At 37.4% G+C, this 26071-nt stretch carries 28 protein-coding genes; 17 read left to right on the forward strand and 11 right to left on the reverse strand.

The annotated features are described in order from the left end of the window. Nucleotides 1–71 precede the first annotated feature (71 nt). The 7 genes from F8M47_RS08570 to F8M47_RS08600 all read left to right on the forward strand — a co-directional run bounded on the left by F8M47_RS08570 (nucleotide 72) and on the right by F8M47_RS08600 (nucleotide 4518). Nucleotides 72–284 carry a hypothetical protein gene (locus F8M47_RS08570; RefSeq protein WP_150539692.1) on the forward strand — a complete coding sequence of 71 codons (213 nt, stop codon included), beginning with the start codon at nucleotides 72–74 and terminating at the stop codon, nucleotides 282–284. 39 nt (nucleotides 285–323) lie between these two features. Continuing rightward, the gene (locus F8M47_RS08575) at nucleotides 324–536 is read left to right on the forward strand and encodes a hypothetical protein (RefSeq protein ID WP_150539693.1); all 213 of its coding nucleotides are present in this window, start codon (nucleotides 324–326) and stop codon (nucleotides 534–536) included. A 91-nt stretch (nucleotides 537–627) separates the two neighbouring features. Further along, nucleotides 628–1806, forward strand: a complete 1179-nt coding sequence (locus tag F8M47_RS08580) for a hypothetical protein (protein ID WP_150539694.1) — start codon at nucleotides 628–630, stop codon at nucleotides 1804–1806. A gap of 11 nt (nucleotides 1807–1817) precedes the next feature. Continuing rightward, nucleotides 1818–2114, forward strand: coding sequence for a DUF2523 family protein (locus F8M47_RS08585; RefSeq protein ID WP_150539695.1), 297 nt, complete (start codon nucleotides 1818–1820; stop codon nucleotides 2112–2114). A gap of 4 nt (nucleotides 2115–2118) precedes the next feature. Next, nucleotides 2119–3057 carry a zonular occludens toxin domain-containing protein gene (locus F8M47_RS08590; protein ID WP_150539696.1) on the forward strand — a complete coding sequence of 313 codons (939 nt, stop codon included), beginning with the start codon at nucleotides 2119–2121 and terminating at the stop codon, nucleotides 3055–3057. Next, on the forward strand, nucleotides 2996–3973 hold the full coding sequence (locus tag F8M47_RS08595; protein ID WP_150539697.1) for a hypothetical protein: 978 nt from the start codon (nucleotides 2996–2998) through the stop codon (nucleotides 3971–3973). Before F8M47_RS08590 ends, F8M47_RS08595 begins: the two co-directional genes overlap by 62 nt. A 260-nt stretch (nucleotides 3974–4233) precedes the next feature. Then, nucleotides 4234–4518, forward strand: a complete 285-nt coding sequence (locus tag F8M47_RS08600) for a hypothetical protein (RefSeq protein WP_150539688.1) — start codon at nucleotides 4234–4236, stop codon at nucleotides 4516–4518. A 113-nt stretch (nucleotides 4519–4631) separates the two neighbouring features. On the opposite strand, the gene F8M47_RS08605 is transcribed toward F8M47_RS08600, so the two are convergent. Then, the gene (locus F8M47_RS08605; RefSeq protein ID WP_150539689.1) at nucleotides 4632–4826 is read right to left on the reverse strand and encodes a hypothetical protein; all 195 of its coding nucleotides are present in this window, start codon (nucleotides 4824–4826) and stop codon (nucleotides 4632–4634) included. A gap of 159 nt (nucleotides 4827–4985) precedes the next feature. Here F8M47_RS08605 and F8M47_RS08610 point away from each other — a divergent pair, with 159 nt between their 5' ends. Next, a complete protein-coding gene (locus F8M47_RS08610; protein WP_150539690.1) occupies nucleotides 4986–6137 on the forward strand; it encodes a phage/plasmid replication domain-containing protein in 1152 nt (383 codons plus the stop codon). A 40-nt stretch (nucleotides 6138–6177) separates the two neighbouring features. Beyond that, a complete protein-coding gene (locus tag F8M47_RS08615) occupies nucleotides 6178–6513 on the forward strand; it encodes a DNA-binding protein (protein ID WP_150539691.1) in 336 nt (111 codons plus the stop codon). A 243-nt stretch (nucleotides 6514–6756) separates the two neighbouring features. Here F8M47_RS08615 and F8M47_RS08620 read toward each other — a convergent pair whose 3' ends face one another. Then, complete coding sequence (locus F8M47_RS08620; RefSeq protein WP_150539698.1) at nucleotides 6757–7833, reverse strand: porin; 1077 nt, start codon at nucleotides 7831–7833, stop codon at nucleotides 6757–6759. Between the two features lie 477 nt (nucleotides 7834–8310). Here F8M47_RS08620 and priC point away from each other — a divergent pair, with 477 nt between their 5' ends. Beyond that, a complete protein-coding gene (priC, locus tag F8M47_RS08625; protein ID WP_150539699.1) occupies nucleotides 8311–8823 on the forward strand; it encodes a primosomal replication protein PriC in 513 nt (170 codons plus the stop codon). A 29-nt stretch (nucleotides 8824–8852) separates the two neighbouring features. Here the strand turns inward: priC and galU are convergent, their stop codons facing one another. The 5 genes from galU to F8M47_RS08650 all read right to left on the reverse strand — a co-directional run bounded on the left by galU (nucleotide 8853) and on the right by F8M47_RS08650 (nucleotide 13742). After that, entirely contained in the window at nucleotides 8853–9740 is an 888-nt protein-coding gene (gene galU, locus F8M47_RS08630) for a UTP--glucose-1-phosphate uridylyltransferase GalU (protein WP_150539700.1), read from the reverse strand. A 107-nt stretch (nucleotides 9741–9847) separates the two neighbouring features. Next, entirely contained in the window at nucleotides 9848–10057 is a 210-nt protein-coding gene (locus tag F8M47_RS08635; protein WP_150539701.1) for a hypothetical protein, read from the reverse strand. 168 nt (nucleotides 10058–10225) lie between these two features. After that, nucleotides 10226–10420, reverse strand: coding sequence for a carbon storage regulator CsrA (gene csrA / locus F8M47_RS08640; RefSeq protein WP_150539702.1), 195 nt, complete (start codon nucleotides 10418–10420; stop codon nucleotides 10226–10228). Nucleotides 10421–10507: 87 nt separating this feature from the next. Beyond that, complete coding sequence (alaS, locus tag F8M47_RS08645) at nucleotides 10508–13132, reverse strand: alanine--tRNA ligase (protein ID WP_150539703.1); 2625 nt, start codon at nucleotides 13130–13132, stop codon at nucleotides 10508–10510. Nucleotides 13133–13316: 184 nt separating this feature from the next. Beyond that, complete coding sequence (locus F8M47_RS08650; RefSeq protein WP_150539704.1) at nucleotides 13317–13742, reverse strand: universal stress protein; 426 nt, start codon at nucleotides 13740–13742, stop codon at nucleotides 13317–13319. Nucleotides 13743–14002: 260 nt separating this feature from the next. Here F8M47_RS08650 and F8M47_RS08655 point away from each other — a divergent pair, with 260 nt between their 5' ends. Further along, entirely contained in the window at nucleotides 14003–14776 is a 774-nt protein-coding gene (locus tag F8M47_RS08655; RefSeq protein WP_150539705.1) for an FNR family transcription factor, read from the forward strand. A gap of 160 nt (nucleotides 14777–14936) precedes the next feature. Here the strand turns inward: F8M47_RS08655 and F8M47_RS08660 are convergent, their stop codons facing one another. After that, complete coding sequence (locus tag F8M47_RS08660) at nucleotides 14937–15350, reverse strand: ClpXP protease specificity-enhancing factor (protein WP_150539706.1); 414 nt, start codon at nucleotides 15348–15350, stop codon at nucleotides 14937–14939. After that, on the reverse strand, nucleotides 15350–15994 hold the full coding sequence (sspA, locus tag F8M47_RS08665; protein WP_150539707.1) for a stringent starvation protein SspA: 645 nt from the start codon (nucleotides 15992–15994) through the stop codon (nucleotides 15350–15352). Before sspA ends, F8M47_RS08660 begins: the two co-directional genes overlap by 1 nt. Nucleotides 15995–16231: 237 nt before the next feature. Here sspA and purE point away from each other — a divergent pair, with 237 nt between their 5' ends. From purE to F8M47_RS08685, 4 genes are all read left to right on the forward strand, one after another. After that, nucleotides 16232–16726, forward strand: a complete 495-nt coding sequence (purE, locus tag F8M47_RS08670) for a 5-(carboxyamino)imidazole ribonucleotide mutase (RefSeq protein WP_150539708.1) — start codon at nucleotides 16232–16234, stop codon at nucleotides 16724–16726. A 13-nt stretch (nucleotides 16727–16739) separates the two neighbouring features. Beyond that, complete coding sequence (locus F8M47_RS08675; protein WP_150539709.1) at nucleotides 16740–17705, forward strand: asparaginase; 966 nt, start codon at nucleotides 16740–16742, stop codon at nucleotides 17703–17705. Nucleotides 17706–17778: 73 nt separating this feature from the next. Next, nucleotides 17779–18867: a 5-(carboxyamino)imidazole ribonucleotide synthase gene (gene purK / locus F8M47_RS08680; protein WP_150539710.1), complete on the forward strand. Its 1089-nt coding sequence runs from the start codon at nucleotides 17779–17781 to the stop codon at nucleotides 18865–18867. A 133-nt stretch (nucleotides 18868–19000) separates the two neighbouring features. Then, on the forward strand, nucleotides 19001–20197 hold the full coding sequence (locus F8M47_RS08685; protein WP_150539711.1) for an amino acid aminotransferase: 1197 nt from the start codon (nucleotides 19001–19003) through the stop codon (nucleotides 20195–20197). Between the two features lie 102 nt (nucleotides 20198–20299). Here the strand turns inward: F8M47_RS08685 and pepP are convergent, their stop codons facing one another. Continuing rightward, on the reverse strand, nucleotides 20300–21583 hold the full coding sequence (pepP, locus tag F8M47_RS08690) for a Xaa-Pro aminopeptidase (protein ID WP_150539712.1): 1284 nt from the start codon (nucleotides 21581–21583) through the stop codon (nucleotides 20300–20302). Between the two features lie 251 nt (nucleotides 21584–21834). Continuing rightward, entirely contained in the window at nucleotides 21835–23868 is a 2034-nt protein-coding gene (uvrB, locus tag F8M47_RS08695) for an excinuclease ABC subunit UvrB (protein ID WP_150539713.1), read from the reverse strand. Nucleotides 23869–24049: 181 nt separating this feature from the next. Here uvrB and efeO point away from each other — a divergent pair, with 181 nt between their 5' ends. Then, a complete protein-coding gene (gene efeO / locus F8M47_RS08700; protein ID WP_150539714.1) occupies nucleotides 24050–24859 on the forward strand; it encodes an iron uptake system protein EfeO in 810 nt (269 codons plus the stop codon). Nucleotides 24860–24873: 14 nt separating this feature from the next. Beyond that, nucleotides 24874–26064, forward strand: a complete 1191-nt coding sequence (gene efeB / locus F8M47_RS08705) for an iron uptake transporter deferrochelatase/peroxidase subunit (protein ID WP_150539715.1) — start codon at nucleotides 24874–24876, stop codon at nucleotides 26062–26064. Nucleotides 26065–26071 lie beyond the last annotated feature (7 nt).

Consider the following 26071-nt stretch of genomic DNA (forward strand, 5'->3'; position numbering starts at 1 on the left):
TACAAATCAATGACTTACATCATTTTAATTCGCATAATGTAATATTCTGTTAAATAAAAAAGGTACATTTTATGGATTTCATCTCTCTTCAATCTCAAATTTGTGAGGCGAATAATTTGAATTGTCGGGAAGTGATATTGAAGGTTCCTATCGAGCCTTCTTCAAACGAAGCAGTAGATTATTCTCAATATTCGAGTTTTTTCTTTGTTTCATTTTCTGCAACGGTTTCGCTCTGGTTTTTTGCTAAGAGCATAGGCTTAATTTTAAAACAAATTAGAGCGTAATTATTGCATTCATTAATATTTTATAAAAGGAGACATTTTATGTTTAAAAATAAATTAGCAAAAGGTGCAGTTATTGTAGGTTCTTTAGCATTAGCTGGAATCGCAAATGCTCAAGGCACTGGTGATATTGTCGCAACTGTAGATCTTTCTGATGCAAAAACTGCAATTGTTGCCCTAGGTGTTGCTGTAGGTGGCTTTTTAGCTGTTGGTATCGGTGTGCGTTCAGTATTAGGTATGATGAAACGTATTTAATCAGGCGTATAGGTAAAAAAGGAGGTTGCGCCCGCAAGCATGAGGACGCGACCTCTTTTTTTATCTATCGACTGAAGAGGTAAAAAATCATGTGGCAATTTATTTTTTTTGTATGGGGTATTGTATGCGCTTGGGCTGTAATCACCGGATTAAATTAATCATATTATGCTTATTCTCTTTTATATCTGTAGATGTATTTGCTATTGCCCAATGGTCTAAAGTTGGTTACGTCTATCGTATTAACTCAAAGAAAGATTCATCAAACGATTTTGACACCTCGAAATGTAATTTAAAAACATCTCACGGTATGGATGAAGATGGAGATCCTCAGGCGAGAAAAGATTACTTAGATGTAAAGTTAGATCAATATAGCATGGTATTTAATTACGGCACTAATTTTGAAAGTAATACTTTTGCTGACGGTGCATTTAAATATGCACAGAGAATAAATTTTTCTGTTGGTGACAATTATAGAAAACCATTACTAAGTGCATTAAAAAAAGCATTAAAAGCGGGAAATTGTGATATAGCGCAGTCATTAGTAAATGCATTAGCTGACGGGAAAGTACAAAAGAAAGGAGAAGATGAAGAGTTTTTAGGCTTTGAAAACGGAACGGATAGATGTGCAATTTCTAAAGATGGTTCTTCTGTTTGTGCGTTTAATAAAGAAGGTTCAGATGAAGAAGGAAATCCCGTCATTGGTGTATGTAATGAAACCAATTGCGATAGAGATACTTTAGAAAATTATGCTTCTTCTAAGCAAGAGGCAAAGCGTAGTAGTTCTGATCAAGGTACTACAGAGGCGAACAATGGAATCAATGAATTAAGAGGTTCCGGTGGAAATTCTGGTTCATCAAGTGGTAATGCGAATAATGATTCTTCGTCTAGTGGGTCGGGAGGTACCAATGGAGGTTCTGGGCATAGTGATAAAGGTACTGGAAATGGAAAGGGCCTCGGTACTGGTAAAAGCGAAGGTGATGGGGATAAAGATACTGGTAATGGAGAATTATCTTATCCTGAACTCGAAGAATTTGATATTAAAAAGGTGTTTAATGAATTAAAAAAAAGTAAAGAAGGATTTATTCCCAATTTATCTTTCAGCGGTGGAAGCTGTCCTCCGTTAGATATAAATTTCAACACTAAGTTTTTAGCCATTAATGAAAAAATTGATGTTCATTGCCAAGTATTTAAAAGCGCAGCAGAATCATTAGGTGCGTTATTCTTATTTATTTGGGGAGTTATCTCATTAAGAGTGATTTTATCAGCATAAGGATATATTTTATGAACGTTATCATTTCTTTTTTGTCAAAATCTTTTTCTGGGATTTTATCTTTTATTTTTAAGTCCTTAGTTATTAAATTTGTTGTCTTTGCAATTATATTCTTAGTTGTAACGGAAGTTGTTCCAATACTTTTCGAAGTATTCATACCAGAACAAGAGTTACAACGTTATTTCGAGTCTATCCCTTCAGAGTCTTTATTTTTCTTATCTGTCTTCAAAATTGATGTTGGAATTCAAATGATTCTAAGTGCTTATATGACACGCTTCATGATTCGTCGCATTCCGTTTGTAGGTTAGTTATATGTCGATTTTTGCTTATACTGGTATTCCTGGTTCTGGAAAATCTTATGAAGTAGTTTCTTCAGTGATTCTGGAAGCTTTTAAAAAAGGTCGAAATATTGTGACTAACATAGAAGGCATTTCTGAAGAAAAGTTAGTTGCATATTGTTTAAGCAAAGATAAAAAAGCTTCTCGTGAATCACTTGGTACATTAATCAAAGTCACTGATGAGGATTGCCAAAAAGAGGACTTTTTTCCATTTAAAGGGGCAGAGAACTCTTTCTGCAAGGCAGGAGATTTAATCTGTTTAGATGAAGTGTGGAGGATATTTCCTAGCGACAAAATTCATCAGAATCACCGCTCGTTCATTGCCGAACATAGGCATTTTACAAATGAGAAAGGGGATTGCTGTGATCTTATCGTAATTAACCAATCAATCACTGGGATTCCTCGCTTTATCAAAGATAGAATCGAATCTACATTCGTCATGCGTAAAATGACAATGCTCGGTTTTTCTAAACGCTATCGGGTTGATGTATTCATAGGCGTAAAAACTTCAAAAACAGCATTAATTGCGCAATATCACAATAAGTATGATGATGAAATTTTTAAGCTTTATAAAAGTTTTGATGGTGTCAATGGAAAACAAAATGTTATTGATAGCAGGCAAAACTTTTTTAAATCATCGCAATTCAAACTAATATTATTTTCATCAGTTATTTGCTTGGGAGGCTCATTTTATTATCTCTCTGAACTTTTAGGGAAATACGAGAAAAAACCAGATGAAACACACATAGAAAACATTGACAACAAAATTAAAAACAATGCCTGTGTAAAATTAATTTCCATAAATACCATAGGCGATCTTAATTACTTCATAATTAAAAAAGGAGACAATTATGAAAGAATTGCTAACATTGATACTGTTAATGTTTGTAATATCAAAAAATTCAGACGCTAAACAACAAGTAGATATATCTAGCGTAACTGATTTAAAAATGGCTTATACACAACCCCTAAATATTTATGTTGAAGGGGATAGCCCTTTTTACTTTACAGGCGAAATCAACGAAAGAAACTTATTAAAATCATGTGATTCAAATGGTTACTCTTGCATGAAAAACAATGACGGAATCATAGAGTTATCAAAGCATGAGGCTACAGACTTGAACATTAATGATAATTATCAGGTTGAAAGTTATCCTGTTTATTACGACTCTATAGCTAAAAATTTTAAATATGTTGATGTAAATAACAACCCAGATAATTTTAAAGATCATAGTGTTGTGGCTGGAAAAGTTAAAACAAGTGAAGATTTAACTCTTGATGCAAAATTTGTTAAGCCAGTTGTTTATATTTACTCACGCACACAAATTGATAAAAAAGTTTCATTTTTTGATGAGCTACTTAATTCACTAGCACCATTTTCATTAAATAGGAAACTTGGGCTAAGCATGAATTTTCTGCTTATCAATAAGAATGTAGCTGACTTTTTCAGTTCTCAATCTGATAATTTCACCTATTCAAGAACATTTATTTCATGTGTTGAAGGAGATTACTGCGAATCATTGAGCGAATCTAGATTCGAATTTGATGAAACGATTCGTAGTCCCGTATCTGAATCAACATCGAAGCGTTTTGACGTTGTTGAGCAAGGATTTAAAGTCCGATTCAGACGTAATGCGGTTGATTTAAGCGTTTCATTCTGTGAAGACCGCTTTAACTGTGTTAAGTTTAATCAGACTGCTGAACGTAAAATTAATATGTGTTATGACCTATTCTTTAAAACTGATATTAAAATCAATTCGAAAGTGATCTTCTCTGACTCCAAAACAACAAAAATCAATAATTTAGGTTTTCTCATTTGTGAGAAATAGGGGGTGTCGGGGGATTTTACTGTATAAAATCCCATGACGTAAGCGTAGCCGAAGGCTTAGCGTAAAAATGTGCGAAGCATTCGCACTCCCTGCAAAACTAAACGATATTAACTTTACACAATTCTTAAATAGCCTATTTCGCATAATGCTTTTTAAGGTTATGTTGAATTTGAGGGCAGTAAAATTCCCAAGGCTGCCCGAAAAATTTACACATAACCTTGTATTATGCGAATTAGGCTATAGTGCATTAAGGGCATTTTATGGCTGATATCACTTTATCTCACATCACACCTAAGCATTTCTTTGAGACAGTTAAACTCTTAAAAATGACCGAACATCGTATTTATTTAACCGTTGATTCCATTGAAGTCCGTTTTCGTTATGATAGGAACGAGCCTCCAGCAGCGACAGACAAGCGATTTCAGCAGCTGGAGCATTTTATGTTATTTCTTCAGGAGTTAGTTAATTCAGACGTACCTGTTGATTTAGATGAGTTTATCAGGACATATCGAAGAACAGCGGGAGGGCATTTTTATAAACGTTAAAAGTTGTATAAAAAGCGCGCAAAGAAGTTCGGGAGTTCTGTAACACCCGAACTTTGGTATGGTTTTCCATACTTTTTAATGTTTCCGAGTTAAAAAATTTGTTCAATTTTTATCTATTTTGTTGTTTCCGTTGTTTTGTGTATTAAGTCTTGTTTAGCCTCATTTAGATAATTTTCTATCATAAAATTTACAACATCAGTCCATTTTGTGACTCGACCTGTCTTTGCCGTCACTTCTACAGCAACCCTTTCTATTTTCATATGCGTTTCAGCTGGTACGCCTAAATTTTTACGTTTAGCAGTGTTCATTTTTTATCCTTATTTTGAGCATTTAAATTGATTTGTACATTGTATTTCACAAAAATGATTCTAGAAAATGTGATATTGATCACTTGCTCACAAATGAAAAATCTTTTAAGATATTATCACTTGTGAGCAAGTGAATATTTAAAATTAAAAGGTTGCTTTATGAACTATCACATCGACTGGTTATCAATAGAACAAGATTTTGGATTCGAAATTCCAGAATCTACGCTTGCATCTATTTTTGATTTCGGTGTAATAGGCATTCATTTAGACACTGGAGAAGTTCAAAATGGCATAAGAACAGGAAAATATCGTCACAAAGGCAGTTTCTGCGATGAAGTTTCGATTAAGGTTTCTGGGTCGGTTATTCGGATGGAAGGTAATCCTAGCCGTTGGAATAAAGTCGAAAATGTTCTAGGCTTTACCGATATTGATTCTTGTGTTTCTTGTTTCAATAATATTCTTTTCTCTCTTAAACTCCCTTTATTTACTCGTTGTACTGAGATTTTCCACTGTCAAGGCAAAGACGGTGAAAAAGTACGTAACTTTTCAAATGGCGCAATCATCAAGCGTTTAGATATTACGACTAATGTTTCCGTAGGTCGTGGCAATGAACGTACTTTCTTAAAAGCCCTTTCACAAATGCGTTACCGCAATTCAATCGGTAGATTACATACAAACGGCTGCACAGCAGACTGGCTAAGTGCAAAGGGCAATGCCAATCTTATTTACCCGTCCTGTTATATCAAGCATGAAGAGCTATTAATTCATTCTTACGACAAAATCAAAAATAAATTTGGTGAACAGTCAGCAGAATTTCAATATTACAAAAAAGTTTACGATTACTGCGAACAAAATGGGGTAGTTCGCTTTGAGCAAAAGCTTAAGTCACGTTATTTACAGCGAGAAGGGCTTTGTTACTGGGGTTTAAGTGATTTTTCGGATTTAGAAGCATTACAGAAAGGGTTTGTAGATATGCATAAAAAATTAAGTGTGAGCGAAGTGAAATTAGAAACAATAGCCGAGCAACTTGTTTCAGAAGGGATAGTCGATACATTGCGTAAAGCGAGTACAACCGCTTATTACGCTATGTTATGGGCTAATGGGCAGAATCTTTTTTTAAAAGAGGCTCAATTTAAATTACACCGAGCAAGATTACGCAAAATAGGGATAGATATCGCAAACCCTTGTGATATAGAAAAATTCCAAGCCGTTAGAGTGATTTCATGTGAGCAGATCTTCGTTAAACCGTTTAAAGCCCCCGATTTTTATCAATATCCAAGCAATATGCCGAAATTGCGGTTAGTTGCTTAAGTTTTAGTAGTTAAGTTATAACATTTTAAAGGAGCATTTTATGCGTACAGGTTTTTATATCGTCGGTATTCTTAAAGGATACAAAAATTCATCATTTACTAACCGTGAAACCGGTGAAGTCAAAGATAAGCACAATTTGGGTTTGCAGCTTCAAGAACCCGATGGCTACGGTGGTTACAACACATCAACCCAAGAAGTTAAATTAGATGATCGTTGTGTAAATGACAATTTAAAAAGAACCATTGAGCAATTCAAAAATAAATTAGTGATGGTTTTAGTTTATCCACGTGAATGGGCGATGGAAGGTGGTCGTAAAGGGATTACATATAATTTTGATGAAAACTCAACAATTGAGCTTGTTAATGAAAAACAATAAACCCTTACAAATCAATGACTTACATCATTTTAATTCGCATAATGTAGATTATGTTAAATAGAGACAAAGATAAATAAATTATCTTATAAAGTCCTATCTATTATTTTCCTTATCTTTAAAAACTGATAAAAAAACCACACAGCATTTCTCTACACGGTTAATATGCCTATTATTTATAAAAAGAAACCCCAACAGTTTTCACTATTGGGGTTTTACTTATTTAGTTAAGCGTTTGGTAATAAATTACCAGTAAACACGCATACCTACACCGATTGCTTTATCGGTTGATTTGCTTTGGTAGTCATAACCACGATTTGCCGCAGTGTACTCTTTAGTTTGAACTAATTTACCTTCAACAAATGCTACAACTTGTTTGTGGAATTTATAATCAACACCTAATAAGAAACCGTGAGTTTTCTCTTTCGCAGAATCTACTTTAGCAGCAGTTGTTTCTGCACGCTCATATAAGTAGTTACCATAAATACGTGAAGCTGGAATCACTTGATATTGGAAACCTGGAGCAACGAAGAACGCTTTTGTGCGTTTTGAATCATTTTTTTCGTATTTATAACCGAAGTCACTTACTAATTTTAAATCACCGATTGTGTAACCTAATGCGATTTCATAACCATCTTGATAGTGTTTGTAATTTTGAGCTGTTTCATAGTTAGTACGACCATAACCGCCTTCTACATTAAATGTATTACCAGCTAATTGAGTTTCATATACCGCACCTAAACCGAAAGCATTTTTAATTGCAGGTGATAATGTTGCTCCTTTATCAGTTGTATTTTGAGCAAAATTATAGTTAGCACCTACTTGTAAACCTTCAATACCTTTATAGTCATAACGAACAACCGCATTACCAGAGGTTGCAATGTATGAAGGAACAATACCGTATTCGTAATCATCTGTTTGACCGTAATCATCAGCGATTGTTAATTGGCGACCAAATGTTACTTCACCTAATTCTTTTTTCCCAAAACCAGCGTATGCACGTTTTGTATAAATATCACCGAATTTATCACGACCTGAGTTGTGTCCATCAAAACGGAATTCTGCACGGCCTAATGCAAAGAAACCATCACCTAAATCATGGTTTACACGTACGCCAATACGGCTACCTGCGTTACGTAAGTTTGATTTAGTTTTACCTGATTTTGCACCATTTGCATATTTTTTAACTGTACCTGCTTCTTCCATTACTAAACGAATAGAACCATCAACTTGTACTTTAGTACCTTCGGCATCATATACGGTTACCGCTGAAGCTGATGCCGCGAATGCTGTTACTGCTAATGCAACTAGAGTTTTTTTCATAATGTTCACCTTAATTTTTAATTTTAAGTTTATTTAAAATTACTCTTGATAAGGTGTAAGAGTAATTTTCCAAAACTAACATTTACAGTGTAAGAGTTCTTCAAGTAAATGTGATTGCGAACGAATAATGGCAAAATCAATTTAGCATGTCAATAGGGATTGCACTCCAAATAAAACATTTAAAAAGACCTTATAAAACAAACAGTTAAATTATTTTTATGAAAAATGGAATAAAATTTGTATAAAAAAAGATTAATCACTCCATTTTTATGAAAAATATAACATATTGATATTAAAGGGTATTTACAAACAAGTTTGATATTTATTAAACTTACAAAAAAAGTGATTTTTTTTGTGATAAAGCTCACAAAATCAGAAAATTCTTATTTTTTGGTTGAAATTTTGCACAAAAGCAAACGGTTACAATCATTAAAAATCAATTTATAATAGCCCTAAATTACATTAAACCATGCGATTATGATGAGCAATTTCCCTATTTTAGTTGAAAAACAATTAGATATGTTTCTACCATTTTATGAGTATGAAGTGATTATTTCTGAGCATATATTCACCGTTCAAAAGCAAAAGGTGTCATTTTTTGTGCAAGAAATCCTTCATACTGCAACAATATTAAGTCTGCAATCTTCCGAAGACTACGCAAATGTCTATGCAACAAGGTTGTTTCATCAAATTGAAGCACTAAAAAAAGCGATTCAGCCTTTAAAACAAGAAAATAATGCACTACTCTTTCAATCGGCATTCCATTTTCCAAAAAATATTCACTCGCTCGCTCCTACTCGCCGTTTATATGAATATCGCAAAGCATTAAGAGCATTAAATGAAAAGATTAGTTGGTTAGTAGAAAAAGGTTATAACGCCAAAGAAGCGGAAAAAACACGGTTAGAAAGGCAAATTCAGGAAACAGAATTCCGTAGAATGAAATGTTTAAAAGCAATTGAAGATCTGGAAGAACAAACTTCATTTAAGTAAAAAGGCGCAAAATTTGCGCCTCTTTATCATTATAATGTTTTTGCTAATTGTTTGATAAATGCTTTGAAAGCGTCGCCAAATTTATCATGACGTAAGCTATATTCGGTAAATGCTTGCATATAGCCTAACTTATCACCACAATCAAAAGTACGACCAGTCATATGGAACGCTTCAACGGTTTCTTGCTCAATTAACATATCAATCGCATCAGTTAATTGAATTTCATCTCCCACACCGACAGGGGTTCTTTCAAGTAGATCCCAGATATTTGCAGAGAATACGTAACGTCCAACAACTGCTAAATTAGACGGCGCTTCTTCTACACTTGGTTTTTCTACCATTTTTACAATTTTAGCCGTTTCGCCTGCTGGAATTTCAACACCAGCACAATCTGCTACACCGTAGCTACTCACATCTTCTTTTGGTACTGGTGCAACCATAATTTGGCTGTAATGGGTTTCTTTAAAGCGTTTGATCATTGCTGCAAGATTTTCAGTTTTTTGATTAGCAGTAAATTCCGCTAAAATTACATCTGGCAGAACTACCGCAAATGGTTCGTTACCTACCACTGCTCTTCCACATAATACTGCATGACCTAAGCCCTTTGCTTGCCCTTGACGTACGTGCATTAGTGTTACATCTTTTGGAATGATTGAGCGCACTTCATCTAGTAATTGACGTTTTACACGTTTTTCAAGCATGGTTTCTAGCTCAAAAGAAGTATCAAAGTGGTTTTCAATCGCATTTTTTGAGGAGTGCGTAACTAATACGATTTCTTTAATACCCGCAGCCACACATTCATTCACAATGTATTGAATTAATGGTTTGTCCGCAATAGTTAGCATTTCTTTTGGAATTGCTTTAGTTGCTGGAAGCATACGTGTACCAAGACCCGCAACAGGAATAATCACTTTCATTTTATAATCCTTATAAATAGATGCATTTGCATCGGAAATAAATACGTTTTTACGTATTGATAAAAAACCGCTTACAATGTTGCAAGCGGTCTAATTTTGTTTAAATTCTACCAATTATTGACGAAGTAACACAAGAATTTCATCAGTTTTTCTTGCATAAGTTGTTTGTCATCTTTTGTTTCTAAATCTAAACGCGCCAAAGGTTCGCCACCTGCTTCTTTCACGAATTCTTCCGTATTCCACACTAAACGAGGATCATAAATGCTCTTCACATAATCATTTTTTGCTAAGAAAGCTTGTGAGAGCAAACTTATCACATAATAACCTTCATAAACCGTCTTTTCTCATTATAAGAAGAAAATGTGGTCAAACTCACGTCAAAAGCAATATCAATGTATGAGTTAGGTGCTAATTGCCCACGAATATCGTAGACTTTAAAGCAGAAAGTTTACTCATATGCTCCTTATGTTTAGGGATAGAAGAATTTATTCCTGCTGCACATCAACAGAGTCATCTGCTAATGCTTTGATTCTGTGATAAATCTCCTCACGGTGAACTGAGATTTCTTTTGGTGCGTTTACACCTAATTTGACTTGATTGCCTCGAACACTGAGTACAGTTATCTCAACATTATCCCCTATTAGTAAACTTTCCCCAATTTTACGAGTTAGTATAAGCATAGTTAATCTCCTGGGTTAAAAGTTCTATTACACTCATATAGAACTTTTATGGCAAGGTTTCATCCTTTACCTTGCCTTATAAAATTATTAAAGCTTCGCTTGAATCCATTCTTGCGCAAATTTGAGTGCTGAATCAAGGTTTTGTGGTTCTGAACCACCAGCCATAGCCATATCAGCACGGCCACCACCTTTACCACCTACTTGCTGAGCCATTGCTCCAACAAGTTCACCAGCATTAACTCTGCTTGAAAGATCCTTAGTAACACCAACAATTAAGTTTACTTTATCATCTGCTACGCTACCAAAAACTACGATAGCATCTTTAAACTGATTTTTTAGATCATCTACCATCGTACGTAACGATTTGGTTTCTACGCCCTCAAGTTTCTGAACAATCACATTCACGCCATTAATTTGGCTAGCTTGTTTTGCTAATTCAGAACCTGCTTGCGCAGCAAACTTATCTTTAAGTTGTTGAAGTTCTTTTTCGGTGCGTTTAGCTTTGTCCTGAAGTTGTTGAATTTTTTCAACTAATGCATGGCTGTCTGCTTTTAATAATTCAGCACCTTGCTGGATAATTTTTTGTTGATTGTGTAACCAATCAATTGCTTGTTCACCAGTAATTGCCTCTACACGTCTTACACCCGCAGCAACAGCACCTTCAGAAACGAGTTTGAATAAACCAATTTCGCCAGTTCGTTGGACGTGAGTACCGCCGCAAAGTTCAATTGAGAATTCAGTCATACCAACAACTCGGACAACATCACCGTATTTTTCACCAAATAATGCCATTGCGCCTTTTTGTTTCGCTGATTCAATATCCATTGTTTCAATTGTTACTTGGATATTTTCACGGATTTTACGGTTTACAATACGTTCAACTTCTTCTAATTGTACTTTCGTCATCGCTTCTGGTTGAGAGAAGTCAAAACGTAGTGCGTTTTCAGAAACTAATGAACCTTTTTGTGCTACATGTTCACCTAACACTTCACGTAATGCAGAATGTAATAAGTGAGTTGCACTGTGATTTGCGGTAATTGCCTTACGACGGCCTGCTTCAACACTTGCAGTAACTTTGTCTCCAACCGATAAACTACCCGAGCTTAATTGTCCAATATGGCCAAATACTTGTCCGTATTTTTGTGTATCACTTACAACGAAATTGCAAATGTCGCTTGAAATTAGACCGCTATCACCGATTTGCCCCCCCATTTCCGCATAGAATGGCGTTTGATCGAGAATAATTACCGCTGATTCACCAGATTGAATACGCTCAACCGCATTTCCATTGCTAAATAATGCAACAACTGTCGCCTGAGCATTTAAGTTATCGTAACCGACGAATTCTGTTTGACCATCAACTTTGATAACATTGTTGTAGTCTGTGCCGAAATTGCTACTTGCTTTAGCTCGTTCACGCTGTGCGGTCATTTCTGCTTCAAAGCCAGCTTCATCAATAGCGATATTGCGTTCACGACATACATCGGCAGTTAAATCAAGTGGGAAGCCATAAGTGTCATACAATTTAAATGCTACTTCACCTGAAAGCGTATTATTTTCAACTTTAACTAACGCATCTTCTAATAGTGTTAAACCACGCTCAAGCGTACGAGCAAATTGTTCCTCTTCTGCTTTTAAGGTTTTTTGAATATATGCTTGTTTTTGCGTTAAAATTTCGCCCGCTTGTCCCATTACTGTAGCAAGTGTTGGCACTAATTTATAGAAGAACGCTTCTTTCGCACCTAAAAGATTGCCGTGACGTACCGCACGACGAATAATACGACGTAATACATAGCCACGACCTTCATTTGATGGCACTACTCCATCTGCAATTAAGTATGAACAAGCACGAATATGGTCAGCAACTACGCGTAATGATTTATTATCTAAATCTGTTACGTTTAATAAACCAGCTACTTCTTTAATCAATGTTTGGAAAATATCGGTTTCGTAGTTTGAATTAACGTGTTGCATTACCGCAGTCATACGCTCTAAACCCATACCTGTATCTACAGATGGTTTCGGTAATTTTTCCATTGTACCGTCTGCTTGACGGTTAAATTGCATAAATACGATATTCCAAACTTCAATGTAACGGTCACCATCTTCTTCTGGGCTACCAGGTAAACCACCCCAGTATGCATCACCGTGATCATAGAAGATTTCTGTACAAGGACCACATGGACCAGTATCCCCCATTGCCCAGAAGTTATCTGAAGCGTATGGAGCGCCTTTATTATCACCAATACGAATAATATGATCAGTTGGAACACCTACAATCTTATTCCAAATCTCATAAGCTTCATCATCGGTTTCATAAACTGTTACATATAATTTTTCTTTAGGTAGACCTAACCATTGTGGTGAAGTTAAATATTCCCAGCCGTACTGAATGGCATCTTGTTTGAAGTAATCGCCAAAACTGAAATTACCCATCATTTCAAAGAAAGTATGATGGCGAGCGGTGTAACCTACATTTTCTAAGTCATTATGTTTACCACCTGCACGCACACAGCGTTGTGCAGTAGTTGCTCGAGTATAAGAGCGTTTTTCTAAGCCAAGAAAAACATCTTTAAATTGGTTCATCCCTGCGTTAGTAAATAGCAAGGTTGGGTCATTTTCTGGTACCAAAGAACTGCTTGGTACAACGGTATGTCCTTTACTGTGGAAGAAATCCAAGAACGATTGTCTAATTTCTGAAGTTGTTTTCATTTAAATAGCACTCTAAAATGTATAAACAAATATATGTTAGTTATAAACTTTGCTATTCTACACGTTTTTCCTTTCTTTGCTAATTGGCAAGTAAAGATTTTTAAGAGAAATCATCAAAAAGACCGCTTGAAAACGGATAAGGCTTTCAAGCGGTCAAATGCTTCAAAAACGTCTGGTAAGTTATTTATTCATCAGCTAACGGAACAACTAACATATCAACGCTAACATTATTCATAACTTGACGAGTTGATGACATAAACTTGCTCCAGAAATCTTGATGATGCCCTGTGATAAGTAAGTCAATCTGGTGTTTATCTACCGCCTCTTCTAATACTTGACTGAAATCCCCTGTACCATTCAGGCATTCGGACACAGGATAGGAAATTTTGGTTGCCAATTCATTCAGTGCTTTTGTGGTTTCTTGTACGACACTATCTTGTACAGAAGACATATTAATGTCGATTAAACCTGTATAGAGGTCTGAAAAATTCACATCTACGTGAATAAGCGAAAGTTTTGCCCCACATTTTTCAGCAAGACTTGCGCCTTTACGGAGTAAAATGAGACTTTCTTCAGAAAGATCAACTGCGACTAAAATATGTTTGTACATAATAGACTCCTTATTTGCCTGTCTAAATCTTATCTTTGATAGAAATACTAGCATACTCTTTCCAAATAAAGTTTGAACTAGATCTCATTTTTGAAAAAATATTTCAAATTGTGGAGTTAATTTTCTTTATCCCTAAAATAAAAATTGTATTGAAAATAACTTTTTAGATTAAATTAATTCAGTTGCATCTTTATTATAACGATAATTAGTGATATATTTGCGCCAAGTCAAACTTTTACCTATTTATACACGGTAAGCCTATGAAAATCGTTTCTGACGTAAAGAATACAAATCGTGCAGCTTGTACTATTCACTGCCAAAATTGCAGTATTAGTCAGCTTTGTTTACCATTCACGCTTAACGAACATGAATTAACTCAGCTTGATAATATTATTGAGCGCAAAAAACCTGTTCAAAAATCTCAAATTATCTTCCAATCTGGCGATGAACTTCGTTCTATTTATGCTATTCGTTCAGGCACTATTAAAAGCTACACAATTAGTGAAAGCGGTGAAGAACAAATCACAGCATTTCATTTACCAGGTGATTTAGTTGGCTTTGATGCAATCATGAATATGAAACATGTTGGTTTTGCTCAAGCACTTGAAACCTCAATGATTTGTGAAATTCCATTTGATATTTTGGACGATCTTGCAGGAAAAATGCCTAAAATCCGTCATCAAATTATGCGCTTAATGAGTAATGAAATTAAAAATGATCAGGAAATGATTTTATTGCTTTCAAAGATGAGCGCAGAAGAGAAATTAGCGGCGTTTTTACATAATTTATCACAGCGCTACTCTGCGCGTGGTTTTTCAGCCCGAGAATTCCGTTTAACAATGACACGTGGCGATATTGGTAATTACTTGGGTTTAACCATTGAAACCATTAGCCGTTTACTTGGTCGTTTCCAAAAAAGTGGCATGATTACAGTACAAGGTAAATATATTACAATTAACCGTATGGATGAATTAACTGAAATGGCAGGTGTAACACGTTCTCAATCCCCTGTTATTGCTCAGACCACAGCTTAACTTTCATCAATATTAGAGCCACCTTAATTGGTGGCTTTTTTATTGGCTGAACATTCCTATCTTTACCCTACTCAACATACAAAACAAGCGGTCAGCTTTTTCGTTAAACTTGCAAGTTTTCGATAAAAATTGACCGCCTGTAATATAGGTATTAATCAGACTACTTCACTAATTTTAAATGCGTTGCCTTTTTCTTCGCTTTAGGCTTTGTTTCTTCTTGTTGTGGCTCGCTATTTCGCTCGCTATATGCCTGTTCGCTATAATAAGGCTCATCTTGAAACATAATACCATCGCCCGTTTCTTGTGCATAAATTGCTTCTAATGCACCAAGTGGAATATATACATCTCGTAACATACCTTGGAAACGTGCATTAAAACGGATTGACTCGTCTGTTACAACATACTGCCCAACTGAACGAGGTGCAATATTTAAGATGATCTTGCCATCACGAATAAATTCTGTCGGCACATCTACATCTGGATAATCGGTATTAACAAGTAAATACGGTGTATTATCGTTATCGATAATCCAGCTGTAATAAGCATGATAAAGATATGGGCGTAATGGTTTCATTAGTCTTTTTCATCCATTAAATGTTTTGGCGCTGCGCCGCCGATTGATTGCACGAAGCTATCACGTTGGAAAACTCGAGTCATATAAGTTTTGATTGCTTTACTGCCCGCTCCTGTAAACTCAACACCTAAACTGTGCATTTTCCAAAGTAACGGTGCTACATAACAATCTACCAAACTAAATTCTTCGTTCATAAAATAAGGTGTTGCTGCAAATACGGGACCAAGCGCTAACATTTCATCGCGTAATTGAAGCAATGCTTTTTTCGCTTCTTTTGATTCAGGATCTTTATTCACAATATCAATTAATGAATACCAATCTTGTTCAATGCGGTGCATAGTTAAACGGCATTTACCACGTAGCACTGGATAAACTGGCATTAGCGGTGGATGAGGAAAACGTTCATCAAGGTATTCCATAATGATACGTGAATTAAATAACACAAGATCACGATCAACTAAAGTAGGTACGTTGCCGTATGGATTTACTTCCATTAAATCTTCAGAAATCGTGTCAGGACTAATATTTTCAATTTCGTAAGGCACACCTTTTTCTGCTAAGACAATGCGCACTTGGTGGCTATACACATCATTTTTATCTGAAAAAAGAGTCATTACTGATCGTTTATTCGCACTGGTGGTCATATATATTTTATCTCCGATTCTGATTGCAACTAGCAACTACATAATTTGAAAAAATGGTCGCATATGGTAACACATTTCATCCGCTTCTTGATAGCGTTAAATTATGATTTGTGGATAATTCTTTACATTGCTCAGATTGTTTTCAGTTAACATAATTTCACAAGCAAACGTTTGCCTGTCGTGCTATACTTTGATTCATTATTATTTTATTTCCCTATTTTCCAAAAAGGAACAAATATGTCACAAAAACCTGAAATTGCGATTGTTATGGGTTCAAAAAGCGACTGGGAAACCATGTCAGAAACAACACAAATCTTAGATCAATTTAATTTGGCTTATCATGTTGAAGTGGTTTCGGCACATCGTACACCAGACAAATTGTTTTCGTTTGCGGAAACAGCAGAACAAAACGGCTATAAAGTGATTATCGCTGGTGCAGGCGGTGCGGCACATTTACCAGGGATGATTGCAGCAAAAACAATTGTGCCAGTATTAGGTGTCCCCGTAAAAAGTTCAATGCTAAGTGGCGTAGATAGTTTATACTCTATTGTACAAATGCCAAAAGGCATTCCTGTTGGCACACTTGCGATTGGCCCTGCGGGCGCAGCAAATGCAGGGTTATTGGCTGCACAAATTTTAGCTGCATTCAATCCTGAATTAACGCAAAAATTACACGCATTCCGTAATAAACAAACGCAAGTTGTGTTAGATAATCCAGATCCACGCAATTAATACGAATAAACTCATGACAAAGAAACTTTTAATCCTACATACAGGCGGAACTATTTCAATGAGTGAAGGCGAAGACGGCAAAGTTTCACCTTCGGAAAAGAACCCACTGCTTTCTGCTTTAGAACGTTTAAACCACCCTGCACAATTAAGCCAAGAATCGGTGCTAAACGTACCTTCTCCGCATATTACATTACAACATTGGCTATTGCTTAAAACACGTATTGAAAAAGCAGTCAATGAAGAGAATTATGACGGCATTGTAATTACACATGGCACAGATACGTTAGAAGAAACTGCTTATTTCCTTGATTTAGCGCTTGAAGTCAATGTGCCTGTTGCAATCACTGGCGCAATGCGTTCAAGTAATGAACTAGGTTCAGACGGGTTAATTAACTTACAAAGTGCCATTTTGGTGGCACTCTGCCCTGAAAGCCAAGGCAAAGGCGTATTAGTGGTAATGAATGATGAAATTCACAACGCCAAATTTGTCACCAAAACGCACACCACTAATGTTGCTACATTCCAAACGCCAACTTTTGGACCTTGTGGTTTAATCGCTAAAAACCGTGTGCTTTATTTCCAACAATTAACCGAATACGAACGCTTCCCTGCACAAACCATCACTCGTACCAACGTGCAATTAGTAAAAAGCTATGCGGGTATGGATAGTTTCTTATTAGAACAACTTGCCCACCATGGTTGTGATGGCGTGGTGATTGAAGCGCTTGGCGCAGGTAACTTACCTCCTAGCTGTTTAGCAGGCTTAGATGCGCTATTACGAGCTAATATCCCAGTGGTATTAGTTTCTCGTGCATTTAATGGTGTAACGCAAGACGTGTACGACTATTTAGGTGGTGGTAAACAGCTTAAACAGCAAAACGTTATTTTTACGACAGGTTTAAGTGGTCAAAAAGCACGAATTAAGCTGTTAGTGTTATTAAATCAACAGCTTACAAAACCTCTCGCAGAATATTTCTAATGATAATAGCTTCGAAAATTCGAACGTTATTTGCAAACTACGCTCGAATTTTCTGCAAACGGAATTATACAAAATGCAAAAAAGCGCACTTTATCCACCCATTTATGTTCTTGGTAATGGTCAGCTCGGCAGAATGTTACGCTACGCAGGCGCACCACTTGATATTGAAGTTAAATCGCTCGCCTTTGATGCGTCCATTTTCGAACTTGAAGAAAACAGTATCATCACCGCAGAAATTGAGCGTTGGGCAGAAACGCCGTTAACCCAATTATTGGGTAATCATAAAAATTTTGTAAATCTAAACGTATTCGGCATGACAGCAGATCGTTTTACCCAAAAATCATTGTTAGACAAACTCCAACTTTCGACCTCACCATGGCAACTGCTCGAAAATGCTAGCCAATGGCAACAAATTTTTAGCGATATTGGTGAAAAAGTGGTGGTAAAACGTCGTACAGGCGGATACGACGGGCGAGGTCAATGGATTGTAACTCAAAACACTCTCGACCAAATTACGCCCGATCTGTTTGGCGAAGTGATTGCAGAAAAATTTATTCCGTTTGACGGCGAAATCTCAATTGTAGGCGCACGTTTCCGTGACAGCTCTACTCGCTTCTATCCAATCAGCCATAACTTACAACAAAACGGTATTTTGCGTTACTCCGTTTGTGATGTGAATTTGTCAAACCAGCAAACTTATCAAACTCAAGCAGAACAAATGCTAGGTACGATTATGCAAGATTTAGGCTATATCGGCGTAATGGCGATGGAATGTTTTGTAGTAGGCGATAAACTTCTAATTAATGAACTTGCCCCTCGTGTACACAACAGCGGACACTGGACGCAATTAGGCTGTTCAATTAGTCAATTCGAATTGCATTTACGTGCCTTATTAGATTTACCCACTCCACCACTCAAGCAAATTGCACCAAGTGTAATGGTGAATTTAATTGGCATTGAACACAACAACGCATGGCTTGAAGTGCCGTTCTCACAATTGCATTGGTACGGCAAAGAAGTGCGTACAGGACGCAAAGTTGGACATATCAACTTATGTCACCCGTCTAAATCAAAATTAATTCAATTGCTTGAACAACTTCGTCCAAATTTAACCGAAGATTTTCATTTAGGATTAAATTGGGTAATTAACAAATTGAAATAATCATAACAAGCGGTTTGTTTTCTTTCGAAATTTGCAAAAAATTTTAAAAAACAGACCGCTTGTCTATTGCTAAAATAGCTAATGGATTGTATAAGTATTTCTAATTTTAAACACAACTTTTAGAGGACAAAAAATGTCAATGTTCAACCATATCCAAGCGGCTCCAGCCGATCCAATTTTAGGTTTAGGCGAAGCATTTAAAGCGGAACAACGTGCAGGGAAAATTAATCTCGGCATCGGCGTTTATATGAATGCAGAAGGTAAAACGCCAATCGTGAAAGCAGTAAAAAAAGCGGAAGCACTATTACTCGAAGAAGAAACTAATAAAAACTATCTCACGATTGACGGAGTACAAGCGTTTAACGCTTATACGCAAGAGCTTTTATTTGGTAAAGATGCAGAAATCATCGCATCAGGTCGTGCAAAAACCGCACAAAGTTTAGGCGGTACTGGTGCATTACGTATCGCTGCAGAATTTATCAAACGCCAAACTTCAGCGAAAAATATTTGGATTTCGAACCCAACTTGGCCAAATCATAATGCCATTGCAGAAGCCGTTGGCTTAAATGTAAAAGGCTATCGTTACTACAATAAAGAAACTCACGGTTTAGATTGGGATAACTTACTTTCAGATTTAAGCCAAGCGGAAGCAGGTGATGTCGTGTTATTACACGGTTGTTGTCATAACCCAACGGGTATTGACCCAACGCCAGAACAATGGGACACACTAGCAAAACTTTCTGCGGAAAAAGGTTGGTTACCATTATTTGATTTTGCTTATCAAGGTTTTGGTAACGGTTTAGATCAAGACGCTTACGGCTTGCGTGCCTTTGTGAAAAATCATAAAGAATTATTGATCGCAAGCTCGTACTCGAAAAATTTCGGCTTATATAACGAACGTGTCGGCGCATTTACAATTGTGGCAGAAAATGCCGAAGTAGCAAATACAGCATTCACTCAAATCAAATCCATTATTCGTGTACTCTACTCTAACCCAGCTTCACACGGTGCAAATACCGTAGCACGTGTATTAAGTGATGAAGTGTTACGTGCAGAATGGGTGGAAGAATTAGATGAAATGCGTAACCGTATTAAAGATATGCGCAACAGCATGGTGCAGCTATTAAAAGAGAAAGGCGCAAAACAAGATTTTGATTTTATCTCACAGCAAAATGGTATGTTCTCATTTAGTGGGCTCACCCCAGAACAAGTGGATCGCCTACGTGAAGACTTTGCGATTTATGCAGTACGTTCGGGACGAATCAATGTAGCGGGTATTACCGACCAAAACATTGACGCTCTTTGCGAAGCGATTGTGAAAGTATTGTAAAATATTAAACCGCTTCATAAAATAGTAAGGACGCCATATTTGGCGTCCTATTTATACCTTAACAAAATACACGAAGTGTCGTGTCCCTATGTTCATCCATTTTTACGCATTCATAATCGCTTCAATATCCGCAATTTCTTTTGGACAGCCGCTCGTTAGGTTTTTATTGCCGTATTCAGTGATCAATAAATTATCTTCAATACGCACACCAATCCCTTTATATTGTTCTGGCACATCTGCTTTGTTAGAAATATACAACCCAGGTTCTAAGGTAAGCACCATTCCTATCTCAAGCGGGCGATCTCGTTCTGTTCCATAATTACCGACATCATGCACATCCAGCCCGAGCCAATGTCCTAAACCGTGCATATAAAATTGGCAATAGGCTTTATCTGCAATTAGCTGTGTCACTTCGCCTTTTAAAATGCCTAAACGTACCAAACCTTCAGTCAGTACCTGTACCGCTTTTTCATTAGCGATTTTGATAGAGCTTTGCGGAACCAACAATTTGCTAGCCTCTTTCATTGCCTCTAACACCAGCTGATAAATTTCTCGTTGCGCTTCAGAAAATTTGCCATTAACAGGAAAAGTACGAGTAATATCGCCCGCATAGTGCGCAAATTCCGCCCCTGCATCAATCAACAACAAATCACCGTCCTTTAACACTTGATCATTTTCGTTGTAATGCAAGATACAAGCATTTTCTCCGCCTGCGACAATTGAATTATAAGCAGGAAATCTTGCACCAAAGCGAGTAAATTCATGCTGAATTTCCCCTTCAATTTCCAGCTCGTAACGATTTGGGCGAGTTTGTTTCATCGCTCGAATATGTGCCAAGCCAGAAATATGACACGCTTGCTGAATCAAAGCGATTTCAGCAGTTGATTTAATCAAACGCATTTCCGACAACATCGATTGCCAATCAATTACTTCCTCAAACTGGTTTGCGACAAGCTCATCCCCCCAACTTTGTAAGCCTTTAGCGTAATAACAAGCGGTCAAATTTACGGTTTTTTCTGCAAAAACAGACGCAATTTCCTCAATATCAAACGCCAAATCTACATTCAGGGTTTCAGGGGCTTTTTCAATACCCAAACGGCGTCCGTTCCACGTTTCCATCAGCGGATCTTTTTTGCGTACAAAAATCACACTCTCATTTTTGCCGTCTTTTTTAACCAGCAATAACGCTGCCTTCGGCTCAGCAAACCCCGTTAAATACCAAAAATAGCTATCTGGACGAAATAAATAATCACAATCGCTATTACGGCGTTTTTCGGTTTCAGTAAATACAATCAGCGCAGAATTGTCCTGCATTTGTGCAAACACACGATTTCTGCGTTCAATAAATTCTTCTCTCGGTAATTCGGCTAAATAAGCAAGATCCATAGTATTATTCTCCTCTTTAAATGTCTGATTATTCTAACATAAGCAAGCGGTTCGATTTATGACAAATTCTACAAAGAAACCTTATAAAATAAACTGACTTTTGACGTATTTTACCCCTCTCTAGATCCCCCTCTTTAGAAAAGAGGGACTAGGGGAGATTTGATTGCGATAATGATTGGATACAAGCGGTCAAATTTCCCTAAAATTTTGCAATTGCAAAAAATCAGAAAAATTTAACCACTTGTCATAAACTAAACTTCCAATAAAACCGCCTTCAACTGCCCAATCTTATCCCTTACCGCCGCCGCTTTTTCAAACTCTAGATCTTTAGCGAAGTCTCGCATTTGTTGTTCTAACTGTTTGAGTTCTTTTTCCAGCTCTTTGCGGGATTTTGGTTTGTAGGCATTTGCAGATTTTTCTTCAATTTTGACCGCTTGTTTGCCACGTTTTGGCTTGTCGGTTTGTCCAATATCCAGCAACTCGCCCACTTTTTTATTTAAGGCTTGCGGTGTGATGCCGTGTTCTTCGTTATATTTCTGCTGTTTTTCACGGCGGCGTTCAGTTTCTGTAATCGCCTTTTGCATTGAATTAGTAATGCGATCACCATATAAAATGGCTTTACCATTTAAGTTTCGTGCTGCTCGCCCAATAGTTTGAATAAGCGAACGTTCTGAACGCAAAAAGCCCTCTTTGTCAGCATCAAGGATGGCTACCAACGACACTTCAGGCATATCCAAGCCTTCACGCAATAAGTTGATGCCGACTAACACATCAAACATACCCATGCGTAAATCGTGGATAATTTCCACCCGCTCAACGGTGTCAATATCGCTGTGTAAATAACGCACTCGCACGCCGTGTTCATCTAAATAATCGGTTAAGTCTTCCGCCATTTTTTTGGTGAGCGTGGTGACTAATACACGCTCATTTACGGCTACCCTTTTATGGATTTCAGAAAGCAAATCGTCCACTTGGGTTGCTACAGGGCGAACTTCAATAATCGGATCTAATAAACCTGTTGGTCGCACTACTTGATCGACCACATCGCCATTTGATTTTTCCAGTTCATAATTACCAGGGGTTGCCGAAACATAAATCGTTTGTGGTGCAAGACGTTCAAATTCTTCAAAACGTAGCGGGCGGTTATCCAGTGCAGATGGCAAGCGGAAACCATATTGCACTAAGGTTTCTTTTCTCGCTCGGTCGCCTCGATACATTCCGCCAATTTGTGGCACAGTAACGTGGCTTTCATCAATCACTAAAATACCGTCTGCAGGCATATAATCAAATAAGGTCGGTGGTGGCTCGCCCTCTTTTCTGCCCGAGAGATAGCGGGAATAGTTTTCGATCCCTGAGCAATAGCCAAGCTCGTTCATCATTTCAATATCGAATTGGGTACGTTGAGTAATGCGCTGCTCTTCCAACAATTTATTTTCTTGGATGAAGTATTCTCGCCGTTCCACTAACTCTGATTTTATTTGTTCAATTGCTTCTAAAATGCGTTCACGGGGGGTAACGTAGTGCGTTTTCGGGTAAATGGTATAACGTGGTACTTTGCCTAAGCTATGCCCTGTGAGCGGGTCAAATAGCGAAAGGCTTTCGATTTCATCATCAAACAGTTCAACACGTAAAGCGATCTCGTCCGATTCAGCAGGGAAAATATCGATCACTTCGCCCCGAACACGGAAGGTCGAACGCTGAAAAGCCTGATCGTTGCGGGTGTATTGCAGCTCGGCAAGACGTGCAAGGATTTCTCGCTGATCAATAATTGCCCCAACTTGCAAATGCAACATCATCTGCATATAGGCATCCACGTCTCCTAAACCATAAATAGCAGAAACAGAAGCGACTACAATCGTATCTCTACGCTCCAAAAATGATTTGGTCGCAGAAAGCCGCATTTGTTCGATTTGTTCGTTAATCGAGGCATCTTTTTCAATGAAGGTATCGCTGGCTGGCACATAGGCTTCAGGCTGGTAATAATCGTAGTAAGACACGAAATATTCCACCGCATTTTCAGGGAAGAATGCTTTCATTTCCGCATAAAGCTGTGCAGCAAGGGTTTTATTTGGCGCAAGCAACATTGCAGGGCGATTGAGTTCAGCAATCACATTCGCAATGGTAAAGGTTTTACCCGAGCCTGTTACCCCCAATAAGGTTTGATGTGCCAAGCCGTCATTTAAGCCTTCCGTAAGTTTTGCAATTGCCGTAGGCTGATCCCCCGACGGCTTAAACGGGCTATGTAAAATAAAGGGCTTGCCTTGCTTTTCTTGTTTGTTGCTCATAAAAATCCTTAACCGCTATTTTTAAAACGATTGAGGATTTTAACATAAGCAAGCGGTTAATTTTCTAAGAAAATTTGCAAATAAAAATGTGAATAAGATCACAAAATTATCAAGCTAAATTTGATAATGATTATTAATCAGAATATGATCACTATATTGTTATCAGATATAGGAAATTTTTATGCGTTTAACAAAATTAGCTGTGGCGTTTTCATTATTGATGTCCACTCAATCTTTCGCATTGGATTTGAGCAAAGAAACCGAAACTTATAAGCAATTTGTGGTAGAGCAAATTGATCAACTGGTTGCCGATACCGAAAAATTTGTCGGCTACTTAGAAAAAGGTAATGTGCAAAAAGCGAAGCAAATTTACCCGCTTGCACGTATGTATTTTGAGCGTTCTGAGCCTATTGCTGAAAGTTTTGGCGATTTAGATCCTCGTATTGATGCTCGCCTTGCCGATTTAACTGAAGAAGGCAAAACCGAAAAAGATTGGTCTGGCTTCCATAAAATTGAAAAAGTGTTATGGGAAAAAAACACCACCAAAGGCACAAAAGAGACCGCGGAACAACTGCTTAAAGATGTAAAAGAGTTGCGAGCAAAAATTCCAACGGCAGAAGTCACGCCTGAATTGATGATCACAGGTGCGGTTGATTTATTAAATGAAGTATCAACCACGAAAGTAACAGGTGAAGAAGAAATCTTCTCAAAAACTGACCTTTACGACTTCAAAGCAAATATTGAAGGGGCGGAGAAAATTTATGAAATCTTCAAACCTCAATTAGAAAAAGTGGACGCAAAATTATCCGCAGAGATTGCTCACCGTTTCGCAGCAGTTAATACGCTCTTAGCAAAACATAATAAAGCCAAAACAGGCTATGACTATGTGGCGTACAACACGCTTTCAAAAGCAGACATTAAAGCACTCGCTGAAGCGGTAAACCAACTTGGTGAACCATTAGCTCAATTAGGCGTATTGTTAAATAAATAACGGTAGGACAAAAAATGGCAGAAAACACTTCTCGCCGTGATTTCTTAAAACATACCGCACTAGTAGGAGCAGGCTTATTGTCTGCTCCTGCTTTTGGCTTGGAATCACGACAACAAAACCCAACATTCCAAAATAAATACAATTTTTACGGTGAACATCAAGCAGGCATTGTTACGCCAGCCCAAAAACATATTTATTTTTTAGTGTTAGAACTAGACACTCACGATGTGAGCAAAATCAAAGCCCTATTTAAAACGTGGACGGAATATAGCCGAAACCTCACCACAGGTAAAAACGTTAAACCTTATGGCTCGAATCCGTATCTGCCGCCCGCTGATACAGGCGAAGCAGACAGCTTAAACACACACGATCTTACCCTCACCTTTGGTGTGAGCCAAAGTTTCTTCCAAAAATTAGGGATTGAAAAGCACAAACCAGCCGAACTTAACGATTTACCACACTTCCCTCGTGATCAGCTCCAAGCCGACTATACAGGTGGCGATATTTGTATTCAAGCCTGTGCAGACGATCCGCAAGTGGCATTCCACGCCGTGCGAAATTTAGTGCGTGTGGCTCGTGGCGAAGTGAAAATGAAATGGTCGCAAATGGGCTTCAACTCTTTCTTAAATAACGACACACCTCGCAATTTGTTTGGCTTTAAAGATGGCACAGCGAATGCAGATAGTTTAAAAGAGCAAGAAAAGGTGGTTTGGGTGCAAGACGGTTGGCTAAAAGGTGGCTCATATCTTGCGGTTCGCCGTGTCAAAATGTTCTTAGAAACGTGGGATCGCACGCATTTACAATCACAAGAAGAAACCTTCGGGCGACACCGCGATTCAGGTGCGGCATTAGGACATAAACACGAATTTGATAAACTAGATTTAGAGAAAAAAGATGAAAAAGGTAACCCTGTAATGCCTGAAATTTCGCACACTCACCTCGCCCATAAATCAGGCGTGAAAATGCTCCGCCGCTCATTCTCTTACTCAAGTGGCATTGATGACAAAGGGCAATTTGATTCAGGTTTGCTGTTTATTTCATTCCAACAAAGCCCAGAACAATTTATCAAAATTCAAAACCGCCTTGGGAATATTGATAAAATGAATGAATATATTACCCACATCGGCAGCGGTTTATTTGCCTGTTTTGCTGGCGTAAAAGATGAAAACGACTATCTAGGCAAAGCCTTATTTGAGTTAATTTAAGGAGAAA

Origin of the sequence: Actinobacillus vicugnae (assembly GCF_901687125.1) — a bacterium.
GTDB classification, from domain to species: domain Bacteria; phylum Pseudomonadota; class Gammaproteobacteria; order Enterobacterales; family Pasteurellaceae; genus Actinobacillus; species Actinobacillus vicugnae.